Source organism: Micromonospora sp. CNZ297 (assembly GCF_007827625.1).
Window position 1 is genome coordinate 242,939 of sequence record NZ_VISU01000006.1, and the last position, 19,576, is coordinate 262,514.

The 19,576-nt window shown below is 73.6% G+C and carries 17 protein-coding genes and 2 pseudogenes; 10 read left to right on the forward strand and 9 right to left on the reverse strand.

The genetic code is table 11. The annotated features are described in order from the left end of the window. Window positions 1-33 precede the first annotated feature (33 nt). Together moeZ and FB454_RS35375 are read left to right on the forward strand one after the other, a co-directional pair. A complete protein-coding gene (moeZ, locus tag FB454_RS14150) occupies window positions 34-1,281 on the forward strand; it encodes an adenylyltransferase/sulfurtransferase MoeZ (protein ID WP_030269268.1) in 1,248 nt (415 codons plus the stop codon). Window positions 1,282-1,410: 129 nt separating this feature from the next. After that, a pseudogene (locus FB454_RS35375) lies at window positions 1,411-2,280 on the forward strand (hypothetical protein); the annotation flags it as partial. Between the two features lie 621 nt (window positions 2,281-2,901). On the opposite strand, the gene FB454_RS14160 reads toward FB454_RS35375, so the two are convergent. Both FB454_RS14160 and proB read right to left on the reverse strand, forming a co-directional pair. After that, window positions 2,902-4,143, reverse strand: coding sequence for a glutamate-5-semialdehyde dehydrogenase (locus FB454_RS14160; RefSeq protein WP_013288684.1), 1,242 nt, complete (start codon window positions 4,141-4,143; stop codon window positions 2,902-2,904). Between the two features lie 74 nt (window positions 4,144-4,217). Beyond that, a complete protein-coding gene (proB, locus tag FB454_RS14165) occupies window positions 4,218-5,375 on the reverse strand; it encodes a glutamate 5-kinase (RefSeq protein ID WP_145823047.1) in 1,158 nt (385 codons plus the stop codon). A gap of 13 nt (window positions 5,376-5,388) precedes the next feature. Between proB and FB454_RS14170 the strand changes: the two genes are divergently transcribed. Then, window positions 5,389-5,700: an MGMT family protein gene (locus tag FB454_RS14170; RefSeq protein ID WP_047894270.1), complete on the forward strand. Its 312-nt coding sequence runs from the start codon at window positions 5,389-5,391 to the stop codon at window positions 5,698-5,700. 57 nt (window positions 5,701-5,757) lie between these two features. On the opposite strand, the gene FB454_RS14175 is transcribed toward FB454_RS14170, so the two are convergent. Together FB454_RS14175 and FB454_RS14180 are read right to left on the reverse strand one after the other, a co-directional pair. Continuing rightward, complete coding sequence (locus tag FB454_RS14175) at window positions 5,758-6,414, reverse strand: nucleotidyl transferase AbiEii/AbiGii toxin family protein (RefSeq protein ID WP_145753916.1); 657 nt, start codon at window positions 6,412-6,414, stop codon at window positions 5,758-5,760. Then, window positions 6,414-6,770, reverse strand: coding sequence for a hypothetical protein (locus FB454_RS14180; protein ID WP_013475204.1), 357 nt, complete (start codon window positions 6,768-6,770; stop codon window positions 6,414-6,416). The genes FB454_RS14175 and FB454_RS14180 overlap by 1 nt, the downstream gene beginning before the upstream one ends. Window positions 6,771-6,893: 123 nt before the next feature. Between FB454_RS14180 and FB454_RS14185 the strand changes: the two genes are divergently transcribed. Then, window positions 6,894-8,306 (forward strand): MFS transporter, encoded by a 1,413-nt coding sequence (locus tag FB454_RS14185; protein ID WP_145823048.1) that lies wholly within the window; start codon window positions 6,894-6,896, stop codon window positions 8,304-8,306. Window positions 8,307-8,341: 35 nt separating this feature from the next. After that, window positions 8,342-9,820 carry an aminotransferase class V-fold PLP-dependent enzyme gene (locus tag FB454_RS14190; protein WP_145823049.1) on the forward strand — a complete coding sequence of 493 codons (1,479 nt, stop codon included), beginning with the start codon at window positions 8,342-8,344 and terminating at the stop codon, window positions 9,818-9,820. 49 nt (window positions 9,821-9,869) lie between these two features. Here FB454_RS14190 and FB454_RS14195 read toward each other — a convergent pair whose 3' ends face one another. The 3 genes from FB454_RS14195 to FB454_RS14205 all read right to left on the reverse strand — a co-directional run bounded on the left by FB454_RS14195 (window position 9,870) and on the right by FB454_RS14205 (window position 12,651). Next, a complete protein-coding gene (locus tag FB454_RS14195) occupies window positions 9,870-10,811 on the reverse strand; it encodes a hypothetical protein (RefSeq protein ID WP_145823050.1) in 942 nt (313 codons plus the stop codon). Between the two features lie 99 nt (window positions 10,812-10,910). After that, window positions 10,911-12,101: a hypothetical protein gene (locus tag FB454_RS14200; RefSeq protein ID WP_145823051.1), complete on the reverse strand. Its 1,191-nt coding sequence runs from the start codon at window positions 12,099-12,101 to the stop codon at window positions 10,911-10,913. Beyond that, window positions 12,094-12,651: an RNA polymerase sigma factor gene (locus tag FB454_RS14205; protein ID WP_013288677.1), complete on the reverse strand. Its 558-nt coding sequence runs from the start codon at window positions 12,649-12,651 to the stop codon at window positions 12,094-12,096. The genes FB454_RS14200 and FB454_RS14205 overlap by 8 nt, the downstream gene beginning before the upstream one ends. Before the next feature lie 149 nt (window positions 12,652-12,800). Between FB454_RS14205 and FB454_RS14210 the strand changes: the two genes are divergently transcribed. Together FB454_RS14210 and FB454_RS14215 are read left to right on the forward strand one after the other, a co-directional pair. Beyond that, complete coding sequence (locus FB454_RS14210; protein ID WP_013288676.1) at window positions 12,801-13,361, forward strand: NADH-quinone oxidoreductase subunit B; 561 nt, start codon at window positions 12,801-12,803, stop codon at window positions 13,359-13,361. Window positions 13,362-13,397: 36 nt separating this feature from the next. Next, entirely contained in the window at window positions 13,398-14,714 is a 1,317-nt protein-coding gene (locus FB454_RS14215; RefSeq protein ID WP_135242104.1) for a DUF2252 domain-containing protein, read from the forward strand. A 31-nt stretch (window positions 14,715-14,745) separates the two neighbouring features. On the opposite strand, the gene FB454_RS14220 is transcribed toward FB454_RS14215, so the two are convergent. Beyond that, window positions 14,746-15,792 carry a glucose 1-dehydrogenase gene (locus tag FB454_RS14220; RefSeq protein ID WP_186461598.1) on the reverse strand — a complete coding sequence of 349 codons (1,047 nt, stop codon included), beginning with the start codon at window positions 15,790-15,792 and terminating at the stop codon, window positions 14,746-14,748. Between the two features lie 103 nt (window positions 15,793-15,895). Between FB454_RS14220 and FB454_RS14225 the strand changes: the two are divergent. Together FB454_RS14225 and nuoH are read left to right on the forward strand one after the other, a co-directional pair. After that, window positions 15,896-16,543, forward strand: a pseudogene (locus tag FB454_RS14225) (NADH-quinone oxidoreductase subunit C); the annotation flags it as partial. A 260-nt stretch (window positions 16,544-16,803) separates the two neighbouring features. Further along, window positions 16,804-17,766 carry an NADH-quinone oxidoreductase subunit NuoH gene (gene nuoH, locus FB454_RS14230; protein WP_013288672.1) on the forward strand — a complete coding sequence of 321 codons (963 nt, stop codon included), beginning with the start codon at window positions 16,804-16,806 and terminating at the stop codon, window positions 17,764-17,766. A 197-nt stretch (window positions 17,767-17,963) separates the two neighbouring features. Here nuoH and FB454_RS14235 read toward each other — a convergent pair whose 3' ends face one another. Further along, window positions 17,964-19,007: a glutathione S-transferase family protein gene (locus FB454_RS14235; RefSeq protein ID WP_013288671.1), complete on the reverse strand. Its 1,044-nt coding sequence runs from the start codon at window positions 19,005-19,007 to the stop codon at window positions 17,964-17,966. A gap of 94 nt (window positions 19,008-19,101) precedes the next feature. Between FB454_RS14235 and FB454_RS14240 the strand changes: the two genes are divergently transcribed. Continuing rightward, complete coding sequence (locus tag FB454_RS14240) at window positions 19,102-19,524, forward strand: ester cyclase (RefSeq protein WP_013288670.1); 423 nt, start codon at window positions 19,102-19,104, stop codon at window positions 19,522-19,524. Window positions 19,525-19,576 lie beyond the last annotated feature (52 nt).

Sequence of the window (19,576 nt, forward strand, 5' to 3'; positions counted from 1 at the left end):
CGGTCCCGCAGTTCGGGCCGAGTGTCCCTCATCATGGCCGATCCCCGTCCGGGCGAGCGACAATGGCGCGGTCACACCGCCGATCCCGGGGAGTCCACCGTGTCGTTGCCCCCGCTCGTCGAACCCGCCGCCGAGCTGACCGTAGACGAGATCCGCCGCTACTCGCGCCACCTGATCATCCCGGACGTCGGGGTGGAGGGGCAGAAGCGGCTGAAGAACGCCCGGGTGCTCTGTGTGGGTGCCGGTGGCCTCGGCTCGCCGGCGCTGCTCTACCTGGCCGCGGCCGGTGTCGGCACGCTCGGCATCATCGACTTCGACACCGTCGACGAGTCGAACCTCCAGCGCCAGGTCATCCACGGCGTCTCCGACGTGGGCCGGTCCAAGGCCGAGTCCGCCGCGGCGTCGATCCGCGAGATCAACCCGCTGGTCAACGTGGAGATCCACAACACCGCGCTGGACCGGGAGAACGTCCGGGACATCTTCTCCCGGTACGACCTGATCGTCGACGGCACCGACAACTTCGCCACCCGCTACATGGTCAACGACGCGGCGGTGCTGCTCGGCAAGCCGTACGTCTGGGGTTCGATCTACCGCTTCGACGGCCAGGCGTCGGTGTTCTGGGCCGAGCACGGCCCCTGCTACCGCTGCCTCTACCCGGAGCCCCCGCCGCCCGGCATGGTCCCCTCCTGTGCCGAGGGCGGCGTGCTCGGCGTGCTCTGCGCGTCGATCGGGTCGATCCAGGTCAACGAGGCGATCAAGCTGCTCGCCGGCATCGGTGAGCCGCTCGTCGGCCGGCTGATGGTCTACGACGCTCTGGAGATGAGCTACCGCAAGATCAAGGTTCGCAAGGACCCGAACTGCGTGCTCTGCGGCGAGAACCCGACACTCACCGACCTGATGGAGGACTACGAGGACTTCTGCGGCGCCGTCTCCGACGAGGCGCAGGAGGCGGTGGTCGACTCGACCATCACCGCGCTGGAGCTGAAGGACTGGCAGGACTCGGGCAAGGACATCTTCCTGGTCGACGTGCGCGAGCCCGCCGAGTACGAGATCGTCCGCATCCCCGGCGCGACGCTCATCCCCAAGGGCGAGATCCTGTCCGGCGAGGCGCTGGCGAAGTTCCCGCAGGACCGGCAGATCGTGCTGCACTGCAAGTCCGGCGTCCGCTCCGCCGAGGCGCTGGCCGCGCTGAAGGCGGCCGGGTTCTCCGACGCGGTGCACCTCCAGGGCGGTGTGCTCTCCTGGGTCAAGCAGGTCGACCCGTCGCTGCCCGCGTACTGAGTCGTGTCGATGGGCCCGCCCGGCGCTCCGGGCGGGCCCGTCGTGCTTTCCGCGCCCCTGGCGTGGGCAAACGCCGGGTCGGGCAACCCTCCGGCGGATGCCCTCGACGACCGGTGGGCGGTACCGGCCCTGACCGAGCTGCCGAGGCGTAACCTCGGCCGCGCCAGTACCGTCAGTGCCGTGGTCGACTTGGACGCGGCGATCGGATTCGTCGTCGCTCACGGTGACGCGGTGGACCGCGCCCGTCTCTCCCGGCTGCGCTCCGGCGCTCCGGTGCCGCCCGACGTGCTCGACGCCGCCGAGGCCGGGCAGGCGCCGGGCGGCGGCTGGCCCGCGGTCCTCGACGGCGAGGTCGCCTCGATCGACGCGACCTGCTTCCGCCTGGCCGAGCTGGACGACCTCGGCGCGCTGGGCCGCCCGGCCGCCCGGCACGCGCTGGACTGGCTGGCCGCCCGGCAACTGCCCGACGGCGGCTGGGACGAGGACCCCTCGCTGGCCGGGCTCGCCCCCGAGTGGGCGGCCCCGGGCGACCCCGAGGCCCGGCTCTACCAGACAGCCAACGCCGGGTTCTGGCTGACAGTGGCCGGTCTTGACGCGCGGGCCGCCGGTCCGCTCGACCACCGGGTCGGCGGCGCGTACGCCGGTGTGGTGCAGGCGGCGGCCCAGGCGCTCGCCGCCCAGCTCGCCCCGGACGGCAGTTGGCCGTCCTTCCTGCCCGCCGGCTGGCTCGCCGCCGCGGTGCTGCACCGCCAGCAGATGTACTACGAGTCGGCGCGCATCCAGGCGGTGCTGGCCGACCGGATCCCCCGGATGTCCCCGGCGGACGTGGCCTGGCTGGCCGCCACGCTGCGCCGGGTCGACGTGGGCGAGGAGCAGTGGCTGCTGGTCTCCGCGCGCAGGCGGCTCGCCGAGACGCAGCGCAGCGACGGCGGCTGGGACAGCGACGACGGCCACCAGTTCGACGTGCACACCACGCTGCGGGCGATCCGCGCGTGCCGCCCGAACACGCCCGAGGCCCCGGCCTCCGGAGCGCCGTTCGTGGTGCCGCAGGCCGCGGAGCTGCCCGCGCCGCCGGCCGTACCGGCCCCGCGCCCGCGCCGCCTCCCCACATCGCCGCCTGCGCCCGCGCCTGCGTCGCCCGCCCCGCCGGTAACCGCGCCCGCGCCTGCGTCGCCCGCCCCGGCTCCCGATGCCGGGCCGCCGTCGCACCGCCTCGGCTCCGACCCTTCGCCGGGGCCGGGTGGCGTGTCGTCGGCCGGGCCGGGGATTGCGCCCGCTTCGTCGGCCGGGCCGGGGACTGCGCCCGCTTCGTCGGCCGGTCCGGACGGCGGGCAGGGGCCGTGGTCCGCCTGGATCGTCACGCCCGACCTGCTCCCCGACGGGAGCACCGTGCCGGCTGCGCCGTCAGTGCCGGACCCGCCGTCCGGCCCGGTGCCGCCCGCTGCTCCGGTGCCCCCGGGGCTGCCTCCGCTCGTCACACCGCCAACGGCGGACGGGGATCCACTCCAGATCGCCTAGCCCGGCCAGTTGATCAACACCAGTTCGGCGAGATGGTGGCATCGGAGGCACCATGATGCCCCCACCACCCCGTACTGGTGGCCGCCCAGAGGACCGGACCGATCAGCGCAGGTGACCGTCTCCGGTGACCACGTACTTGGTGCTGGTCAGCTCCGGCAGGCCCATCGGCCCGCGTGCGTGCAGCTTCTGCGTCGAGATGCCGATCTCCGCGCCGAAGCCGAACTCGCCGCCGTCGGTGAAGCGGGTGGACGCGTTGACCATGACCGCTGCCGAGTCCACCCGGGCCACGAACTCCCGGGCCGCCCGCTGCGAGTCGGTGACGATCGCCTCGGTGTGGCCGGTGCCGTACCGGCGGATGTGCGCGACCGCCGCGTCGAGCGAGTCGACCACTGCGACGGAGATGTCGGCGGAGAGGTACTCGGTGCCGAAGTCCTCCTCGGTGGCCGCGACCACGGCGTCGGAGTGGGCGGCGACCTCGGGCGTGCCGTGCACAGTCACCCCGGCGTCGGCGAACGCGGCCAGCACCGCCGGCAGGAACGCGTCCGCGACGTCCCGGTGCACCAGCAGCGACTCGGCGGTGTTGCAGGTGGACAGGCGCTGCGTCTTGGCGTTCAGCGTGATCGCCAGGGCCTTGCCGAGGTCGGCGGCGGCGTCCACGTACACGTGGCAGTTGCCCACGCCGGTCTCGATCACCGGGACCGTCGACTCCTCGACCACGGCGCGGATCAGCGACGCGCCGCCGCGCGGGATCAGCACGTCGACCAGGCCGCGGGCGCGCATCAGCTCCTTCACCGAGTCGCGGGTGCTGGAGTCGAGCAGCTGCACCGCGTCCGCCGGCAGCCCGGCGCCGGAGACCGCGTCGCGCAGCACCGCGACCAGCGCCGCGTTGGAGTGCGCGGCCGACGAGGAGCCGCGCAGCAGCGCCGCGTTGCCGGACTTCAGGCAGATCCCGGCGGCGTCGACAGTCACGTTGGGCCGGCCCTCGTAGACGATGCCGACCACCCCGAACGGCACCCGCACCTGCCGCAGTTCCAGGCCGTTCGGCAGGGTCGAGCCGCGTACCACCTCGCCCACCGGGTCGGGCAGCGCGGCCATCTGGCGCAGCGCGTCGGCGATCGCCGCCACCCGGCCCTCGTCGAGCGCGAGCCGGTCCAGCACGGCCGCCGACAGCCCGGCCTCGCGCCCTGCCGCCAGGTCCGCCGCGTTCGCCGTCAGGATCTCCGGGGTACGCGCCACGAGCGCGTCGGCCATCGCGTGCAGCGCGGCGTCCTTGACGGTACGGGTGGCCGTGGCCAGGGCTTCCGCCGCGTCCCGGGCTCGCCGGGCCTGCTCGACGACGCTCATCGTGCGTACTCCTTCAGGCGGGGTTCAAGGAGGGGCCCCTTCTTAACAGACGTCTGTTAAGAAGGGCCCCTTCCTTACAGCAGGACCAGGTCGTCGCGGTGGACGACCTCGCGTTCGTACGCCGGGCCGAGCGCCGCGGCGAGTTCGGAGGTGGAACGGCCGAGCAGCCCCGGCAGCTCCACCGCGTCGTAGTTGACCAGCCCTCGGGCCACCGGCGCGCCGGCGGTGTCGACCAGGTCCACCGGGTCGCCCGCGGTGAACGCGCCGTCGACGGCGGTGATGCCGGCGGGCAGCAGCGACTTGCGGCGGCCGACCACCGCCTGCACCGCGCCCGGGTCGAGGTGCAGGCGGCCGCGGGGAGCGGTGGCGTGCGCCAGCCAGAACAGACGGGCGGCGGGGCGGCGGCTGCTCGGGTGGAAGTACGTGCCGACCGGCTCCCCGGCCAGCGCCGGCGCGGCCAGCGGCGCGGCGGTCAGCACCACCGGGATGCCGAAGCCGGTGGCGATCCGGGCCGCCTCGACCTTCGTCACCATGCCGCCGGTCCCCACCCCGGCCCGGCCGGCCCCGCCCACGTCCACGCCCGCCAGGTCGCCCTCGCCGCGCACCTCGGTGATGCGGGTGCTGCCCGGGCGGGCCGGGTCGCCGGTCCAGAGCGCGTCGACGTCGGAGAGCAGCACCAGCAGGTCGGCGTCGACGAGCGCGGCGACGAGCGCGGCCAGGCGGTCGTTGTCACCGAACCGGATCTCCTCGGTGGCCACCGTGTCGTTCTCGTTGACGATCGGCACCGCGTGCAGGTCGAGCAGCTTGCGCAGCGTCCGGTACGCGTTGCGGTAGTGGGCCCGCCGGGTCACGTCGTCCACGGTGAGCAGCACCTGCCCGACGGTGCGGCCGTGCCGGGCGAACGCGGCCGCGTACCGGCCGATCAGCAGGCCCTGGCCGACGCTGGCGGCGGCCTGCTGGGTGGCCAGGTCGCGCGGGCGCCGGGGCAGCCGCAGCGGGGCGAGCCCGGCGGCGATCGCGCCGGAGGAGACCAGCACCACCTCGCGTCCGGAGGCGGCGAGCCCGCCGAGCGTGTCGACGAGCGCGTCGACCCGGGCGTCGTCGAGGCCGCCCGTCGCGGTGGTCAGCGAGGACGAACCGATCTTGACCACGATCCGCCGGGCCGAGGTGACTGCTTCGCGCACCCGACCATTCTGCGCGCTGCGGTCTGCCGCGCCGCGGCGCGTTCCCATATCGTGGCAGCTCGTGACACCTGACGAATACGTCGAGGCGGTGCTGGCGCTGGTCGAGCGGATCCCGCCGGGGCGGGTGATGTCGTACGGGGCGGTGGCCGACGCGCTCGCCGACCGCTCGGGACGGGCCTCGCCACGGCTGGTCGGCTCGATCATGGCGCGGCACGGGGGCGGGGTGCCGTGGCACCGGGTGGTGAACGCGGCCGGCCGGATGCCGCCAGGGCACGAGCGCAAGGCCCGGGAACGGCTGCTCGCCGAGGGCTGCCCGTTGCGTGGCGACCGGGTGGACCTGGCGGCGGCGTCCTGGTCACCGGACGAGGGGTGACCCGACGGGTCGGCGGCAGCCTGCCAACCGATCGTGACTGCCCTCAACGAGTCCGGGTCATCGCGGCCAGTCTGAGAACGCGTGCCGGAGGTTGCGGATCTCGGCCGGGGCGAGGCGGTAGAGCGTGAAAACGGTGTCGGGCAGGCGGTCGAGGCGCTGTAACGAGTCCTGGAACTCTTCGTCGGTGAGCGCCGGGTCGGCCCGCCGCGCGAGGTCCACCAGGTCGTTCCTGCTGTAGCGGCCGAGCGCGGCGGCGACGTCGATGTAGTCGCGGGGTTGGGCACGGGTGACCATGGCGGCGACCTTGGTGCCGATCACGTCGTCCAGGTGCAGCACCGGCCCGACGTCGAGCACGATCGGGCTGGTGCTGCGCGCGAAGCGTACGAGCTGCAGCCGTACGGTCCGGTCGTTGCGGCGAACCTCGAACTCGATCATGTCGTGCTCGAAGCCGTAGAAGACGTCGTCCAGCTCGGTGGGCTCGGCGATGGTCTCGACCTGGAATCCGGCATCGAGCAGGGTGGCGCGCACCAGCTCGGCGGCGGCGGTGACCCCACCGTCGACATCCGTGAAGAGGTCGACGTCCTCGGTGGGGCGGGCGCCGACGCCGTGGGCGATGAGGGCCTGGCCGCCGGCGAGGGCGAAGCCGTGCCGGCCGGCCACGGCGAGCGCGATACGGGCGACCTCGTGCTGGTACGGGTCCGGCACCGGTGACATCAGGCGGCGACGTCCCGGGCGCGCAGCACCGGGTGGCTCTCTTCCCAGGCGCGGCGGACACCGCGGGGCACATACAACTCGGGCCACAGGCGGATGAGGGTGGGGCCGTGCAGCCAGGCGCGCAACTCGTCGGGATGAACGGCTTCGGTGAGCACCGTCTCGTACATCCACGCGAGCAGACCCGGGACGTCGAGGTCGACGTGCCGGTCGGGTTGCCAGAACAGCCGGTGGGGCAGCTCGACCACGCCGGCGACCGGGCCCTGCAACTCGCTCAGGTCGGGGACCACGACCGCACGACGGCCGGGACGGGCCTCGTACGGTGCCCGCGAGCTGCGGACGGATCGGGCTGGGTCCATGCCCTACAGGGTAGCGGTGCCGACCTGCGCCTCACCGCGACTCGCGAGCGCCTGTCGGCATCGAACGAGCAGCCCCCGGGAGGGGATGTGACCCGGACCATAACGTGAGTAACATTCGGCGCCATGACAGCTTCGGGCCTGCCCCGCCGGGTGCACCTCGGGTACGCGCTGGGTTCCCTGGTCACCGGCGCGTTCGGCACCGTGCCCGGGCTGCTCCTGTTGCCGTACCTCACCGACACGCTCGGCGTCGCCGCCGGGCTGGCCGCCCTGCTGGTGCTGCTGCCGAAGGCGTGGGACGTGCTCGTCAACCCGGTCGCCGGCCGGATCTCCGACCGGACCCGCTCCCGCTGGGGCGCGCGCCGTCCGTACCTGCTCGGTGGCGGGCTGGCACTCGCCGTCCTGTTCGCCTCGATCTTCGCCGCGCCGTTCGCCAGCGGTCCGGCCGCCGCCGCGTACGTGGCGCTGGCGTTCCTGGCGACGGCCACCGCGTTCGCGTTCTTCCAGGTGCCCTACGTGGCCATGCCGGCCGAGCTGACCGCCGACCCGGCGGAGCGTACCCGGTTGATGACCTGGCGGATCGCGGTGCTGGCGCTGGCCATCCTGGTCTCCGGCGCGGTGGCCCCGGCGGTGGTGAGCGCGGGCGGCGACGGCGTCCCCGGCCACCGGTGGATGGGCCTGTTCGTGGCCGCGCTGATCGTCGCCGGCACCGTCGGCGTGTTCCTCGGCACCCGATCCGCGCCGACCGGGACGGTGGGCGAGAGCGAACCGAGTCTGCGCGCGCAGCTCGCTGTCGCCACCGGCAACCGGCCGTTCCGGGTGCTGCTGATCTGCTTCGTGATCCAGTCCGCCGGGGTGGCCACCGTGCTGGCCGGGGTGAAGTACTTCGCCGACCAGGTGCTGCGTGAGCCGGACAGCGGCCCGACGCTGCTGTTCGCCTGCTTCGTCGCGCCCGCGCTGCTGGTCATGCCGCTCTGGTCCCGGGCCGGCGCCCGGCTGGGCAAGCGGGCGTCGCTCGTCGCCGCGTCGCTGATCTTCGCCGCGGGCGCGCTGGCCCTGGTCGCCGCGCCGGCTCTGCCCGCCGCCGCGGCCTACGCGGTGGTCGCGGTGATCGGCGTCGGGTACGCGGGCCAGCAGGTCTTCGCGCTGGCCATGCTGCCGGACTGCATCGCGTACGACACGGCGCGCACCGGGCGGCGGCAGGCGGGCGTGTTCACCGGGCTGTGGACGGCAGGGGAGACGTTCGGGCTGGCGCTGGGGCCGGGCATCTACGGCCTGGTGCTCCAGCTCTCCGGCTATGTCTCCTCGTCCACCGGCACCGCCGCCGTCCAGTCCGACACGGCTCGGCTCGGCGTGCTGCTCGGCTTCACAGTGCTGCCCGCCCTGCTGGTGGCGATCCCGCTGGTGCTGCTGCGCGGCTACACCCTGACCCCGGCCCAGCTGGCCACCGCGTCCGGGGCCACAGTGCCCGAGGCCACCGCGCCCGGAACCACCGCGTCCGGAACCACCGAGGCCGACGCTCCGGTCACGCGGGCGTGAGCACCGTCCGGCCCGTCCACGAGAGGAACCACCCGATGACCGACACGGCAGACGTGGGTGCGCTGCCCGCGCGGGGGATGCCCGCGGCGGACGTACTAGGCGAGATCCGCGCGCTGCGGGCCGCCGACCGGCCGACCCACGGCGGGCGGCTGTTCGCGTACGTCTACGACCCCGGCGTGGCCGGACTGGACGAGCTGGCGCAGGCCGCGTACGCGGAGAGCGCGCACGTCAACGGCCTCGACCCGACCGCGTTCCCGTCGTTGCTGGCGATGGAGAACGCGCTCGTCGGCGCCGCCGCGCGTCTGCTCGGCGGCGGTCCCGGCACCGGCGCACCGGACGTGGTCGGCAGCGTCACCAGCGGCGGCACCGAGTCGCTGCTGCTCGCCGTCAAGGCGGCCCGGGACGCCCGCCCCGACCTGACCGAGCCGCGGATCGTGGCGCCGGCCAGCGCGCACGCCGCGTTCGCCAAGGCGGCGCACTACCTGCGGGTCACGCTGGACACCGTGCCTGTCGACCCGGTGACGCTGCGGCCGGACCCGGCCGCGGTGGCCGCCGCGATCCGCCCGGAGACCGTGCTGGTGGTGGCCTCCGCCCCGTCGTACGCGCACGGGGTGGTCGACCCGGTGACCGAGATCGCTGCCGTCGCGCAGGCCGCGGATGTGCGCTGCCACGTGGACGCCTGCTTCGGCGGCTGGGCGCTGCCCTGGCTGCGCCGGCTCGGCGCGCCGGTGCCGCCGTTCGACTTCGCCGTACCCGGGGTCACCTCGATCTCGGTCGACCTGCACAAGTACGCGTACGCGCCGAAGGGCGTCTCGGTGCTGCTGCACCGCGATCCGGCGCTGCGCGCCCCGCAGTTCTTCGCGTACGCCGACTGGCCCGGGTACACGATGGTCAACCCGGTGATCGCCTCCACCCGGTCCGGCGGGCCGATCGCCGCCGCGTACGCCACACTTCGCCATCTCGGCGAGGACGGCTACCTGCGGCTGGCCGCCGCCACCCGGGACGCGGTAACCGGGCTGGCCGACGCGGTACGGGCCACCGGCGGCCTGCGACTGATGGCCGAACCGGAGACCACAGTGGTCTGCTTCACCAGCGACGATCCGGGGCTCGACCTGTTCGTGCTGGTCGACGAGCTGACCGCGCGTGGCTGGCACACCCAGCCCCAGCTCACGTACGCCGATCTGCCGGCCAGCGTGCACCTCACGGTGACCGCGGCGGTGGCGCCCCGGGTGGCCGAGTTCGGCCCGGCGCTGGCCGAGGCGGTCGCGGCGGCCCGCGCCGCCGGGCCGGTCGTGCTGCCGCCGGAGCTGATGGCGCTGGCCGGCAGCCTCACGCCGGAGGCGCTCACCCCCGAGCTGGTGGCCGGACTGGCAGGCGGCCTCGGCCTGGCCGGCGGCGCCGGTGTGCCGGACCGGATGGCGGTGGTGAACACGCTGCTCGACGCCGCCCCGGCGCGGCTGCGGGAACGGCTGCTCGCCGAGTTCGTCGGGTTGCTCCAGCGTCCGGCCTGGTGACGCCGCGACGCCCGGCCGGCGCGTGGGCGCCGGCCGGGCGGGCGACGGGTCAGCTCGCGGCGGCCGCGGTCACCGTGAACGACGTGGTGTTGTCCGACGGGTCCACGTCCTGCGGGTCCTCGGCCTGCCAGAAGTAGCTCCCGGTCACGGTGAGGCTGCCGGTGCCCAGCTCGCCCGCCGCTGTGCCGACGGGCGCGCTGAGGAAGACGTCGAAGGTGCGCTCCTCACCGGGCATGAACCGGCCGCCCGGCACGGTGAACCCGAGCGGGAAGCTCGGCATGTCCTGCGGCTCGATGTGGTCGACCTGCACCCCCGCGGGCAGGGCGGCGGCGACGTTGAGAGCGAAGGTCGGCGCGTCGTTGCCGTAGCGCACGGTGACCGGCATCCGGCCGAGCAGGGTGCCGTCCGGCTGCGGGGTCAGCGTCACGGCGCTGCCCCGGATGCTGAGGTCGGTGTCGACGGCCTGCACGTACGGCCGCGGCTTGCGCAGGCTGCCGGTGGTGGAGCGGAAGAGGGTGGTGAAGCCGGTGGCGTCCGAGGCCGCGGCGGCGCCGTCCGGGACGACCTCGATCCGCCCGCCGTTCGCGACCATCGGGTACGTGCGCGCCGTGGTCCAGACGTGGAAGCCCAGCCGGAAGGTGAGGCTCTTGCCGGCCTCGATCTGCTCGCCGCCGCAGCCGATCACCAGCCGGTTCTCCACCAGGCGGTCGTAGAAGCAGCCGCCGCCGGGCTCGATGGAGGTGAACGACGCCCCCGCCGGCTCGGTGACGACCAGGCTCACCGACGTCGCGGTCGACCGCCGGTTGGTCACCGTCGCGGTGAGCGTCCCGACGTACCCCCGGTCGGTCGGGTCGAGGACGAGCCGCTGGGCCGTGACGTCGACGCGGCCGGTGGCGGCGCCCGGCGCGGCGGCGGCCGGCGCGGCCAGGGTGATCAGTGCGGCGGTCCCACCGAGCAGTGCGGTGGCGATCCGTGCCGTACGTGTGGTCATGCTGTTCCTCCCGTGATTCCCCGTTGCCGGACGGCGGCATCTCCGCCCGTCCGATGCCGGTGACACGTCCAGACGGGACGGTCGGTTGCGATCTGTCGGTCAGCCGACGGAGGTCAGCTCGACCTCGTTGTCCTTCCAGTTCAGGTCGTTCCAGTACCGCTCCTGCGAGTCGATGTGGATCGCCCGCAGCGTCGGCGGCTCGTCGGCGGTCACCGGATGGTCGAACGTGAACGTGTACGTCCTGCTCGCGCCCACCGACAGGATGTCCAGCACGCAGGCGATGCCCCCGTCGAGCCGTACGTTCCGGCACCGGTCCAGGGCGGACCCGTTCGGTCTCGTGTAGTCGTACCAACCGGTGAACCCGAGCTGGCGCACGCTCACCGGCCCCCGGTTCACCACTGTCACGGTGACCGTTACCTTCCGGATCCCCTTCTTGTCCGGCGGCCCGGCCACGACGTCGCGGGCGGTCATCGTGAGGTCGGTCAGACGGGGGTCGGTGCCGAACTTCGTGGGTCCGTCGACCTGCCGGAACCGTTCACCGTTCCAGGCGTACGTCCGCCACTGCCGTTGCGGCGTCCATTCGGGCGTGCCGCAACAGGGCTGGATGTCGGCGACGTGCGCCCGGACCTCCCCGCCGTCCCGCACCGAGAACTCGGTGATGTCATCCATGCCCTCACGGGTGCCGACCACCCGGCCCATGGTGATGATCCGGCCGTCGCCGTCCCGGTCGAAGGCGAGCACCTGTTTGCCCGACGCCTCGCCGTAGCGGCAGGCGACGAGGACGACCGTCTCGGTCGCGCCGTCGCCGTCGAGGTCGGCGTACTCCGGCCCGGCGAGCAGCGTCGGGACCGATTCGTCCTGCGGGCCGGACCGGAGGCGGACGTCGTCACTGACACAGGTCTTCGGTGCGTCCGGCCAGGACACGAGGTCGAGCTGGGCCGCGAGCAGCTGGGACCGCGTGATCCGCCCGTCCGGAGCGGCCGGGGTCGAGCCGGCCGTGCTCGGCGGCGGCGTCGACGGTGGCGGCGACGTGCTCTCGGACGGAGTCGGGGTGACTGTCTGCGCGGGCGCCGGGGGCGGTCCGGGCCGCCGGTCCAGGGCGGCGTTCGCGCCCACCGGGATCACCACGGCAAGCACCACGGCCGCCGCGGTGACCACCGCTGTACGTCGGCGGCGGCGCCGGACCGTGCGCCGGACCGCGGCCGTCCCGGCCGGGTGCACCACGGGCGTGTACGCCGTGCGGAACTCGGCGAACTCGCCGCCGATCAGGATGTCGTCGGGCTCAGTCATGGTGGTTCACCTCGCTCGTGGTGGTGAGCTTCGCCGCCAGCGCGGTCCGCCCCCGGTACAGCCAGGACTTGACGGTGCCCTCCGGCACGTCCTCCTGCGCCGCGATCTGCGCGACGCTCAGATCGGCCAGGTAGTGCAGCACCACGGCGCGGCGCTGATGCGGCGGCAGCTCGGCCAGCGCGGCGGTCAGCGCGACCCGGTCCGGCCCCGGCCCCGGCACGTACTCCTCCCGCTGGCGGTGCAGCCACGCCTGGGCCGTCCGCAGCCGCCGCCAGCGGCTGGTGGCCAGGTTCCAGGCCACCCGGCGGACCCAGGCCACCGGATCGTCGTAGCGGGACACCCGGGACCAGCGGGCGAACGCCCGGCAGAACGCCTCCTGCACCATGTCCTGCGCCTGGGACAGGTCACCGCAGTAGGCGGTGAGCTGAAGCGTCAGGGACCGGAAGTGTGCGTGGTAGAGCCCGTCGAAGTCGACCGCCTCGCGCCTCTCGGCGCGCCTCGCTGTCCCCTCGGGTGGCTCGTCGAGCATCGGCTCCCTCGTCACCGTCACCTGGTCCTCCCCGTGTGCGTACCGCCGACGCGGTCACGCCGGTCACACGCCCTGACGCCCGTACCGGTTGCGGGGGTTGCCGATCCGGGCGCTGTGGTTGACTGTCGGTTCAGGGACAGCGGAATTTCGCAGACAGGGGAGGGCCCGAGGTGCAGGTGCCGGCCGTGCTCGGCGAGCCGATCCGGTTCGTGCTGAACTGGGGCCGCCGCTACTCGCTCTGGGTGTTCAACTTCGGCCTGGCCTGCTGCGCCATCGAGTTCATCGCCACCAGCATGGGCCGGCACGACTTCATGCGCCTCGGCGTGATCCCGTTCGCCCACGGGCCCCGGCAGGCCGACCTCATGGTGGTCAGCGGCACCGTCACCGACAAGATGGCCCCGGCGGTCAAGCGGCTCTACGACCAGATGCCCGAGCCGAAGTACGTGATCTCGTTCGGCGCCTGCTCGAACTGCGGCGGCCCGTACTGGGACTCCTACTCGGTGACGAAGGGCGTCGACCAGCTCATCCCGGTCGACGTGTACGTGCCCGGCTGCCCGCCCCGGCCGGAGGCGCTGCTGCACGGCATCCTGCGTCTTCAGGAGAAGATCGCCGCCGAGCAGTCCGGCATCGGCGGCGTACCCCGGCCGGACGCGCTCACCTCACCGGCGGACGCCGTCGCGCGGCCGGTCGAGGCGCTCACCGCACCCCCGGTACGTCCGCCGGTCGGCTGAACCGCCGGGTGGCGGCGCGGGGCTAGCCTGCGGCTCATGACCGACCTCGCGGAGGAGCGCTCCGCATTCATCATCGACGTGCTGACCGAGGAGTTCGGCGCGTCCATGGCGATCGACCCGGCGGCGTTCCGCCGCAAGTTCCGCAAGATGGCGGCGTCACCGTTCGCCTTCTACCGGGGCAGCGCCGCGCTGTTCTACGCCGACCAGCGCGGCGACTTCGGCAGCGACCGGTTCCTCGACGGCCGGACCAGCCGGGTGTGGATCCACGGCGACCTGCACGCCGAGAACTTCGGCACCTACATGAACGCCTCCGGGCAGCTCGTGTTCAACGTCAACGACTTCGACGAGGCGTACGTCGGGCCGTTCACCTGGGACCTGAAGCGCCTGGCGGCGAGCGTGGCGCTGATCGGCTACGCCAAGGCGCTCTCCGACCGGGTGATCGGCGAGCTGGTGACCGGCTTCGCCCGGTCGTACCTGGCCGAACTGCGGGCCATCGCCGCGGGCGGGGACGACGCGATCGGCTCGATCACGCTCGACAACGCCGACGGCGTGCTGCGCCGGGTGCTCCAGCAGGCGCGGCTGAACACCCGGGTGGACCTGCTCGCCGCGCAGACCACCATCGACAACTACGAGCGCCGGTTCTCCCTCGGCGACGGCGTGCACGAGATCGACGACGCCACCCGGGAGAAGGTCTGCGCGGCGTTCGCCGACTACCTGCACACGCTGCCGGACTCGACCACCCGGATGCGCCCGGTGGCCGCCGGCATCAAGGACGTGGTGCTGCGTAAGGGCGTCGGCATCGGGTCGGCCGGGCTGCCGTCGTACAACCTGCTGCTGGAGGGGCACACCCAGGCGCTGGAGAACGACGTCGTCATCTACATGAAGCAGGCGCAGGTGCCGGCCGTGGCGCGGTACGTCGACGACGAGCGGGTCCGGTCGTACTTCCGGCACCAGGGGCACCGCACCGCCGAGTCGCAGCGCGCGTTGCAGGCGCACGCCGACCCGTGGCTGGGCTTCACCGAGCTGGACGGCGTCGGGCAGCTCGTCGCCGAGGTGTCCCCGTACGCGGCGGACCTGGACTGGGCCGACGTGAACGAGCCGGAGGAACTGGCGGGCGTGCTCGCCGACCTGGGCCGGGCGGTGGCCCGGATGCACTCGGTTGCCGACGACGAGTCCAGCCACGACCTGGTCGACTACTCCACCGAGGAGGCGATCGTCGCGGTCGTCGACGCCGACCCGGAGGCGTTCGTCGACTACCTGGTCGACTTCGGGCACCGGTACGGGATCCGGGCGCGCGAGGACCACCAGCTCTTCGTGGACCTGTTCCGCAACGGCCGGCTACCAGGCATCTGAGGGGCCGGGGCGCCGGGTCCGGCGCCCCGCCTCACTGCGTGAAGTCCAGCACCGCCTTGATGTCCTCACCGACCGAGGCGTACGCCTCGCGGTAGTTCGACAGCGGCACCCGGCGGGTGATCAGCGAGGTCAGCCACGACTGTTCGGCCTGGGCGAGCGCCTCGGCGGCCATCTCCCAGTGCCGCCGCCCGGCGTTCACCGAGCCGAACACCACGTTGTTCTCCAGCACCAGCTCCCGGTTGAGCGCCCCGGCGTCGAAGTTGATCGTCCGGCCGCCGCTGGAGACGCCGGTCAGGCAGACGATGCCGGTGGGCGCGGCCTTGCACATGGCGTCGAGCACCACAGTGGGCGCGCCGGTGCACTCGATCACCACGTCCGGCTTCACGTCCAGCTCGGGCACCGTCGTCGTGTGGTACGTCGCCCCCAGCGCCCGGACCAGCTCCGGCTTCGGCCCGGTGGTGTTGCGGTCCAGCACGTGCACCGACAGCCCACGCTGGCTACCCAGCAGCGCGGCCAGCAGCCCGATCGGCCCGGCGCCGGTGACCAGCACCGTCATCGGTTTCCACTCGGCCCGGCGGCCGATCCGCTCGATGTGGTCCCACGCCTTCGCCACCACGCTCGTCGGCTCCAGCAGCACGCCCACTGATGCGAGTGCCGGGTCCAGGCCGACGGCGAACTTGGGCTGCAACCGCCAGCGCTCCCGGGCGAAACCGGGCAGTGCCTTGATGCCGTGCTCGGTGTACTGGCCGTTGCGGCACATGTCCCACTCGTCCACCGCGCAGTTCGCGCAGGGCACCGGATCGGGGTGGCGGACCACACCGGCGACCAGGTCACCGGTGTGCAACGTGCCGGTCGGATCATCCAGCACACGGCCCAGCGACTCGTGCCCGAGCACCAGCCGCTCCTGGCCCGGCGGCGCCTCGCCGTACTCGCCCGCGACGATCTCGTGGTCGGTGCCGCAGACACCCACAGCCAGCGCCTCGATCAGGATCGCGCCCTCCTCGGGCGGTGGCTCGGGCCAGTCCTCGACGAGCCGCAGCGAGTCCGGGACACCGGGGGTCACAGTCACAGCGCGCACGGACCTCATCTTTCCGCGCGCTCGCCCCGCCCGCCCGGCAAAGCGGCGATCCCGGCACGGGCGGCCCGGCCCGGTCCGCAGCCGTCGGCCATAGGATCAGCGCATGACTCCGGAAGAGGTCGGCCGGCGAGTGGTCGCGCTGCTCGCGCCCGTCGAGGCCACCGCATCGGTCTCCGGCGGTCAGGGGTACGCCCGCGCCACCGTCGACGTACCCCTGGCGAGCTGGGCGGACGCGGTGCGTGCGGCGCGCGACGACGCCGAGCTGGATCTCGATTTCCTGGACTGGCTGTCGGCGGTGGACGAGCTGGCCGACGGCTTCGACGTGGTGCTGCACCTCTGGTCGGTCCGGCACCGGCACGGGCTGCTGCTGCGCACCCGGGTGCCCCGGGACACGCCTGTCGTCGCGTCGGTGGTCGACCTGTTCCCCGGCGCCGCGTGGCACGAGCGCGAGACGCACGAGATGTTCGGCATCGACTTCGCCGGCCACGGTGAGCTGCGGCCGCTGCTGCTGCCACCGGAGTTCGAGGGGCACCCGCTGCGCAAGGAGTTCGTCCTCGCCTCCCGGGTCGCCAAGCCGTGGCCCGGCGCGAAGGAGCCGGGCGAGTCGGAGGCGGGCGGCGGCCGCCGGCCGGTCCGGCCGCCGGGCGTGCCCGCGCCGGGTGAGTGGGGCACGACGCCCACGCCGGCGGGTGCGGCCGGCGCGGGTGAGGGCCCCCGAGGGGGTACGCCGGCGCGCCCGGCCCGCGAACGGCCGGCGCGGCCCGCTCCGGGCGAGCGTCCGGCTCGGCCCGCTCCGGGCGAGCGTCCGGCGCGGCCTGCTGCCGCTGAGCGCCCGGCGCGGCCGACTGCCGGGGATGCTCCGGAGCGGGCTGTTTCCGGGGAGCCCGGGGCGGGGTCCGCTGCTGCTCCGGCGACCGACGACGCGGGTCCGCTCGGGCGGCCGCTGCCGGGGGAACGGCCGACCGGGCCGCCCCGCCAGGAGCCGGAGCCCGACGCGGCGGGGGAGAGCTGATGCCGGACTGGTTGGAGCTGGTCCTGCGCGTGGCAGGCGTGCTCGTCGCGTTCCTCACGCTGCCGCTGATCGTGGGCCAGGCCGAGCACAAGGTGATGGCGCACATGCAGGGCCGGCTGGGCCCGATGTACGCGGGCGGCTTCCACGGCTGGGCGCAACTGGTCGCCGACGGCATCAAGTTCGTGCAGAAGGAGGACGTCACCCCGCGCGACGCGGACCGGCCGGTGTTCCGGCTGGCGCCCGCTGTGGCGCTGGTGCCGTACCTGCTCGTGCTGCTCGTCATCCCGCTCGGGCCGGGTGACCTGGTCGCCCAGCCGCTGGACATCGGCCTGTTCTTCGTGCTCGCCGTGGTGGGCGTCGGCGTGCTGGCCGTGCTCATGTCCGCGTGGGCGTCGGCGAACAAGTACAGCCTGCTCGGCGGGCTGCGCGGCGCCGCCCAGCTGCTCGGGTACGAGCTGCCGCTGGTGCTGGCCGCCGCCTCGGTGGCGATGGCGGCGGGCACGCTCAGCCTGCCCGGCATCGTGGAGGCCTGGCAGCCTTGGTGGCTGCTGTGGCAGGCACCGGCCATGGTGATCTTCTTCGTGGCGGGGCTGGCGGAGATCCGCCGTCCGCCGTTCGACATGCCGGTGGCCGACTCCGAGCTGGTCTTCGGCTACATGACCGAGTACACCGGCCTGCGGTTCGCGTTCTTCCTGCTCGCCGAGTACGTGGGCATCGTGGTGATCGCGGCGCTGACCACCGTGCTGTTCCTCGGCGGCTGGCAGGGCCCGTTCGCCGACGCGCAGCTCGGCTGGCTGTGGACGCTGCTGAAGGTCTTCGCCGTCGCCTTCGTGATCATCTGGCTGCGGGTGAGCTACCCGAGGCTGCGCGAGGACCAGCTCCAGCGCCTCTGCTGGCTGGTCCTGGTCCCCCTGGCCCTGGCCCAGCTCGTCCTGACCGCCGCAGTCCGCCTGGCCCTGTAGCCCGCCCGCCCAGCCCCTCCCCGCCCTCTCCTCGCCCTCCGCCCCTCCCTGTCCCCGTCGATCTTGCACTTCCTGCCCCGGCGAAAGGGGCAAGACGCCCAGGTTCCGGGCCCGAAGTGCAAGATCGGCGAGGCGAGGCGAGGACGGGGCGAGGGCAGGGCGAGGGTGGGGCGAGACGGGGCGGGGGAGGGAGCGGGTCAGCGCAACGGGGTGTGGGCGGGGTCTACCCGCTCGGACGGGGGTGGGGGCGGGGGTGGGGTGCCGTCGCCGAAGGGACGACCGCCCAGCTCCTCCCGCCCGTGCGGGATCAGCCAGTTGCTCAGGTCGGGGCCGAGCGGCACGATCCCCGTCGGGTTGATGTCCCGGTGGACCTCGTAGTAGTGCCGCTTGATGTGGTCGAAGTCGATCGTGTCGCCGAACCCGGGCGTGGTGAACAGGTCCCGCGCGTACGCCCACAGCACCGGCATCTCGCTGAGCTTCTGCCTGTTGCACTTGAAGTGCCCGTGGTAGACCGGGTCGAAGCGCACGAGCGTGGTGAACAGCCGTACGTCCGCCTCGGTGATCGTGTCGCCGACCAGGTACCGCTGCCCGGCGAGCCGCTCGCTCAGCCAGTCCAGCCGGTCGAACAGCCTGTGGTACGCCTTGTCGTACGCCTCCTGGCTGCCGGCGAAGCCGCACCGGTAGACGCCGTTGTTGACGTCCGCGAAGACGACTCCGTTCACCTCGTCGATCTCGCCGCGCAGCGGTTCCGGGTAGAGGTCCGGCGCGCCCGGCCGGTGGTGCGCCGTCCACTCGGTCGTGAGGTCCAGGCTCATCTGCGCGTAGTCGTTCGTCACCACCTGCCCGGTGGGCACGTCGACGAGCGCCGGCACTGTGATGCCGCGCTCGTAGCCGGGGAAGCGGGCGAAGTACGCGTCGGCCAGCCGCTCGATGCCGAGCACCGGGTCCTTGCCGTCCGGGTCGAGGTCGAACGTCCAGCTCCGCTTGTCGTGGGTGGGCCCGGCCACGGCCATCGAGATGGCGTCCTCCAGCCCGAGCAGGCGCCTGATGATGATCAGCCGGTTGGCCCAGGGGCAGGCCCGGCTGACCGCCAGCCGGTAGCGCCCCGGCTCCACCGGCCAGCCGTCCCGCTCGTCGGCGGTGATCCGGGTGGCGATGTAGCGCTGGTCCCGGGTGAACTCACCACCCGGCTCCACGTACTTGCCGCCGGTCCGGTCCAGGACCTCGTCGTCGCTGCCCACACCCACCTCCGAGTTCGCCTTTCGTTCCCATCATGGTCGCTCCGGCGGCTCCCGGCAGGGCGAGTGCCCCGGAGAGGGGCATAGGCTGCCCGCCGTGACCGATGTGGAGGCGGCAGCCCGGCGTTTCGTCGCCGACGTGTGGAACGCGGGGCGCGAGGAGAGCGCGTACGAGCTGGTGGCGGCGGACTGCCCGGGCCTGGGCGGCACCGGCCCGGCGGCGATGCTGGCGTGGCACCGGGACCGGCGGGCGTCGTTCCCCGACCTGCGCTACAAGATCGTCGACGTGGTGGCGACCGGTACGCGGGTGGCGGTGCGCTGGCGGGCCGCCGGCACCCAGGCCGGCCAGTTCGGCCCGGTGCCGCCGACCGGCCGCGTGGTCAGTTATTCGGGCGCGACGTTCCTGCGCTTCGACGACGACGGCCGGATCGTGGACGTGTGGAGCGTCAACGAGCTGTTCCAGGTGCTCCAGCAGCTCGGCGTGGAGATGCTGCCTCCGCTCACACCCGGCGAGGCGTGATCCGGCCGCCCGCGCGGGCCAAAGCGCCGGGTGGTGGTCGCGCGCGCCCGGG

Coding starts and splice junctions, on each gene's coding strand:
- proB (WP_145823047.1), bottom strand. CDS start 5,375: ATGGGAACGCGCCGCGGCGCGGCAGACCGCAGCGCGCAGAATGGTCGG.
- moeZ (WP_030269268.1), top strand. CDS start 34: ATGGCCGATCCCCGTCCGGGCGAGCGACAATGGCGCGGTCACACCGCC.
- FB454_RS14215 (WP_135242104.1), top strand. CDS start 13,398: ATGACCGACCTCGCGGAGGAGCGCTCCGCATTCATCATCGACGTGCTG.
- nuoH (WP_013288672.1), top strand. CDS start 16,804: ATGCCGGACTGGTTGGAGCTGGTCCTGCGCGTGGCAGGCGTGCTCGTC.
- FB454_RS14160 (WP_013288684.1), bottom strand. CDS start 4,143: ATGAGCGTCGTCGAGCAGGCCCGGCGAGCCCGGGACGCGGCGGAAGCC.
- FB454_RS14195 (WP_145823050.1), bottom strand. CDS start 10,811: ATGACCACACGTACGGCACGGATCGCCACCGCACTGCTCGGTGGGACC.
- FB454_RS14180 (WP_013475204.1), bottom strand. CDS start 6,770: ATGGACCCAGCCCGATCCGTCCGCAGCTCGCGGGCACCGTACGAGGCC.
- FB454_RS14185 (WP_145823048.1), top strand. CDS start 6,894: ATGACAGCTTCGGGCCTGCCCCGCCGGGTGCACCTCGGGTACGCGCTG.
- FB454_RS14190 (WP_145823049.1), top strand. CDS start 8,342: ATGACCGACACGGCAGACGTGGGTGCGCTGCCCGCGCGGGGGATGCCC.
- FB454_RS14175 (WP_145753916.1), bottom strand. CDS start 6,414: ATGTCACCGGTGCCGGACCCGTACCAGCACGAGGTCGCCCGTATCGCG.
- FB454_RS14200 (WP_145823051.1), bottom strand. CDS start 12,101: ATGACTGAGCCCGACGACATCCTGATCGGCGGCGAGTTCGCCGAGTTC.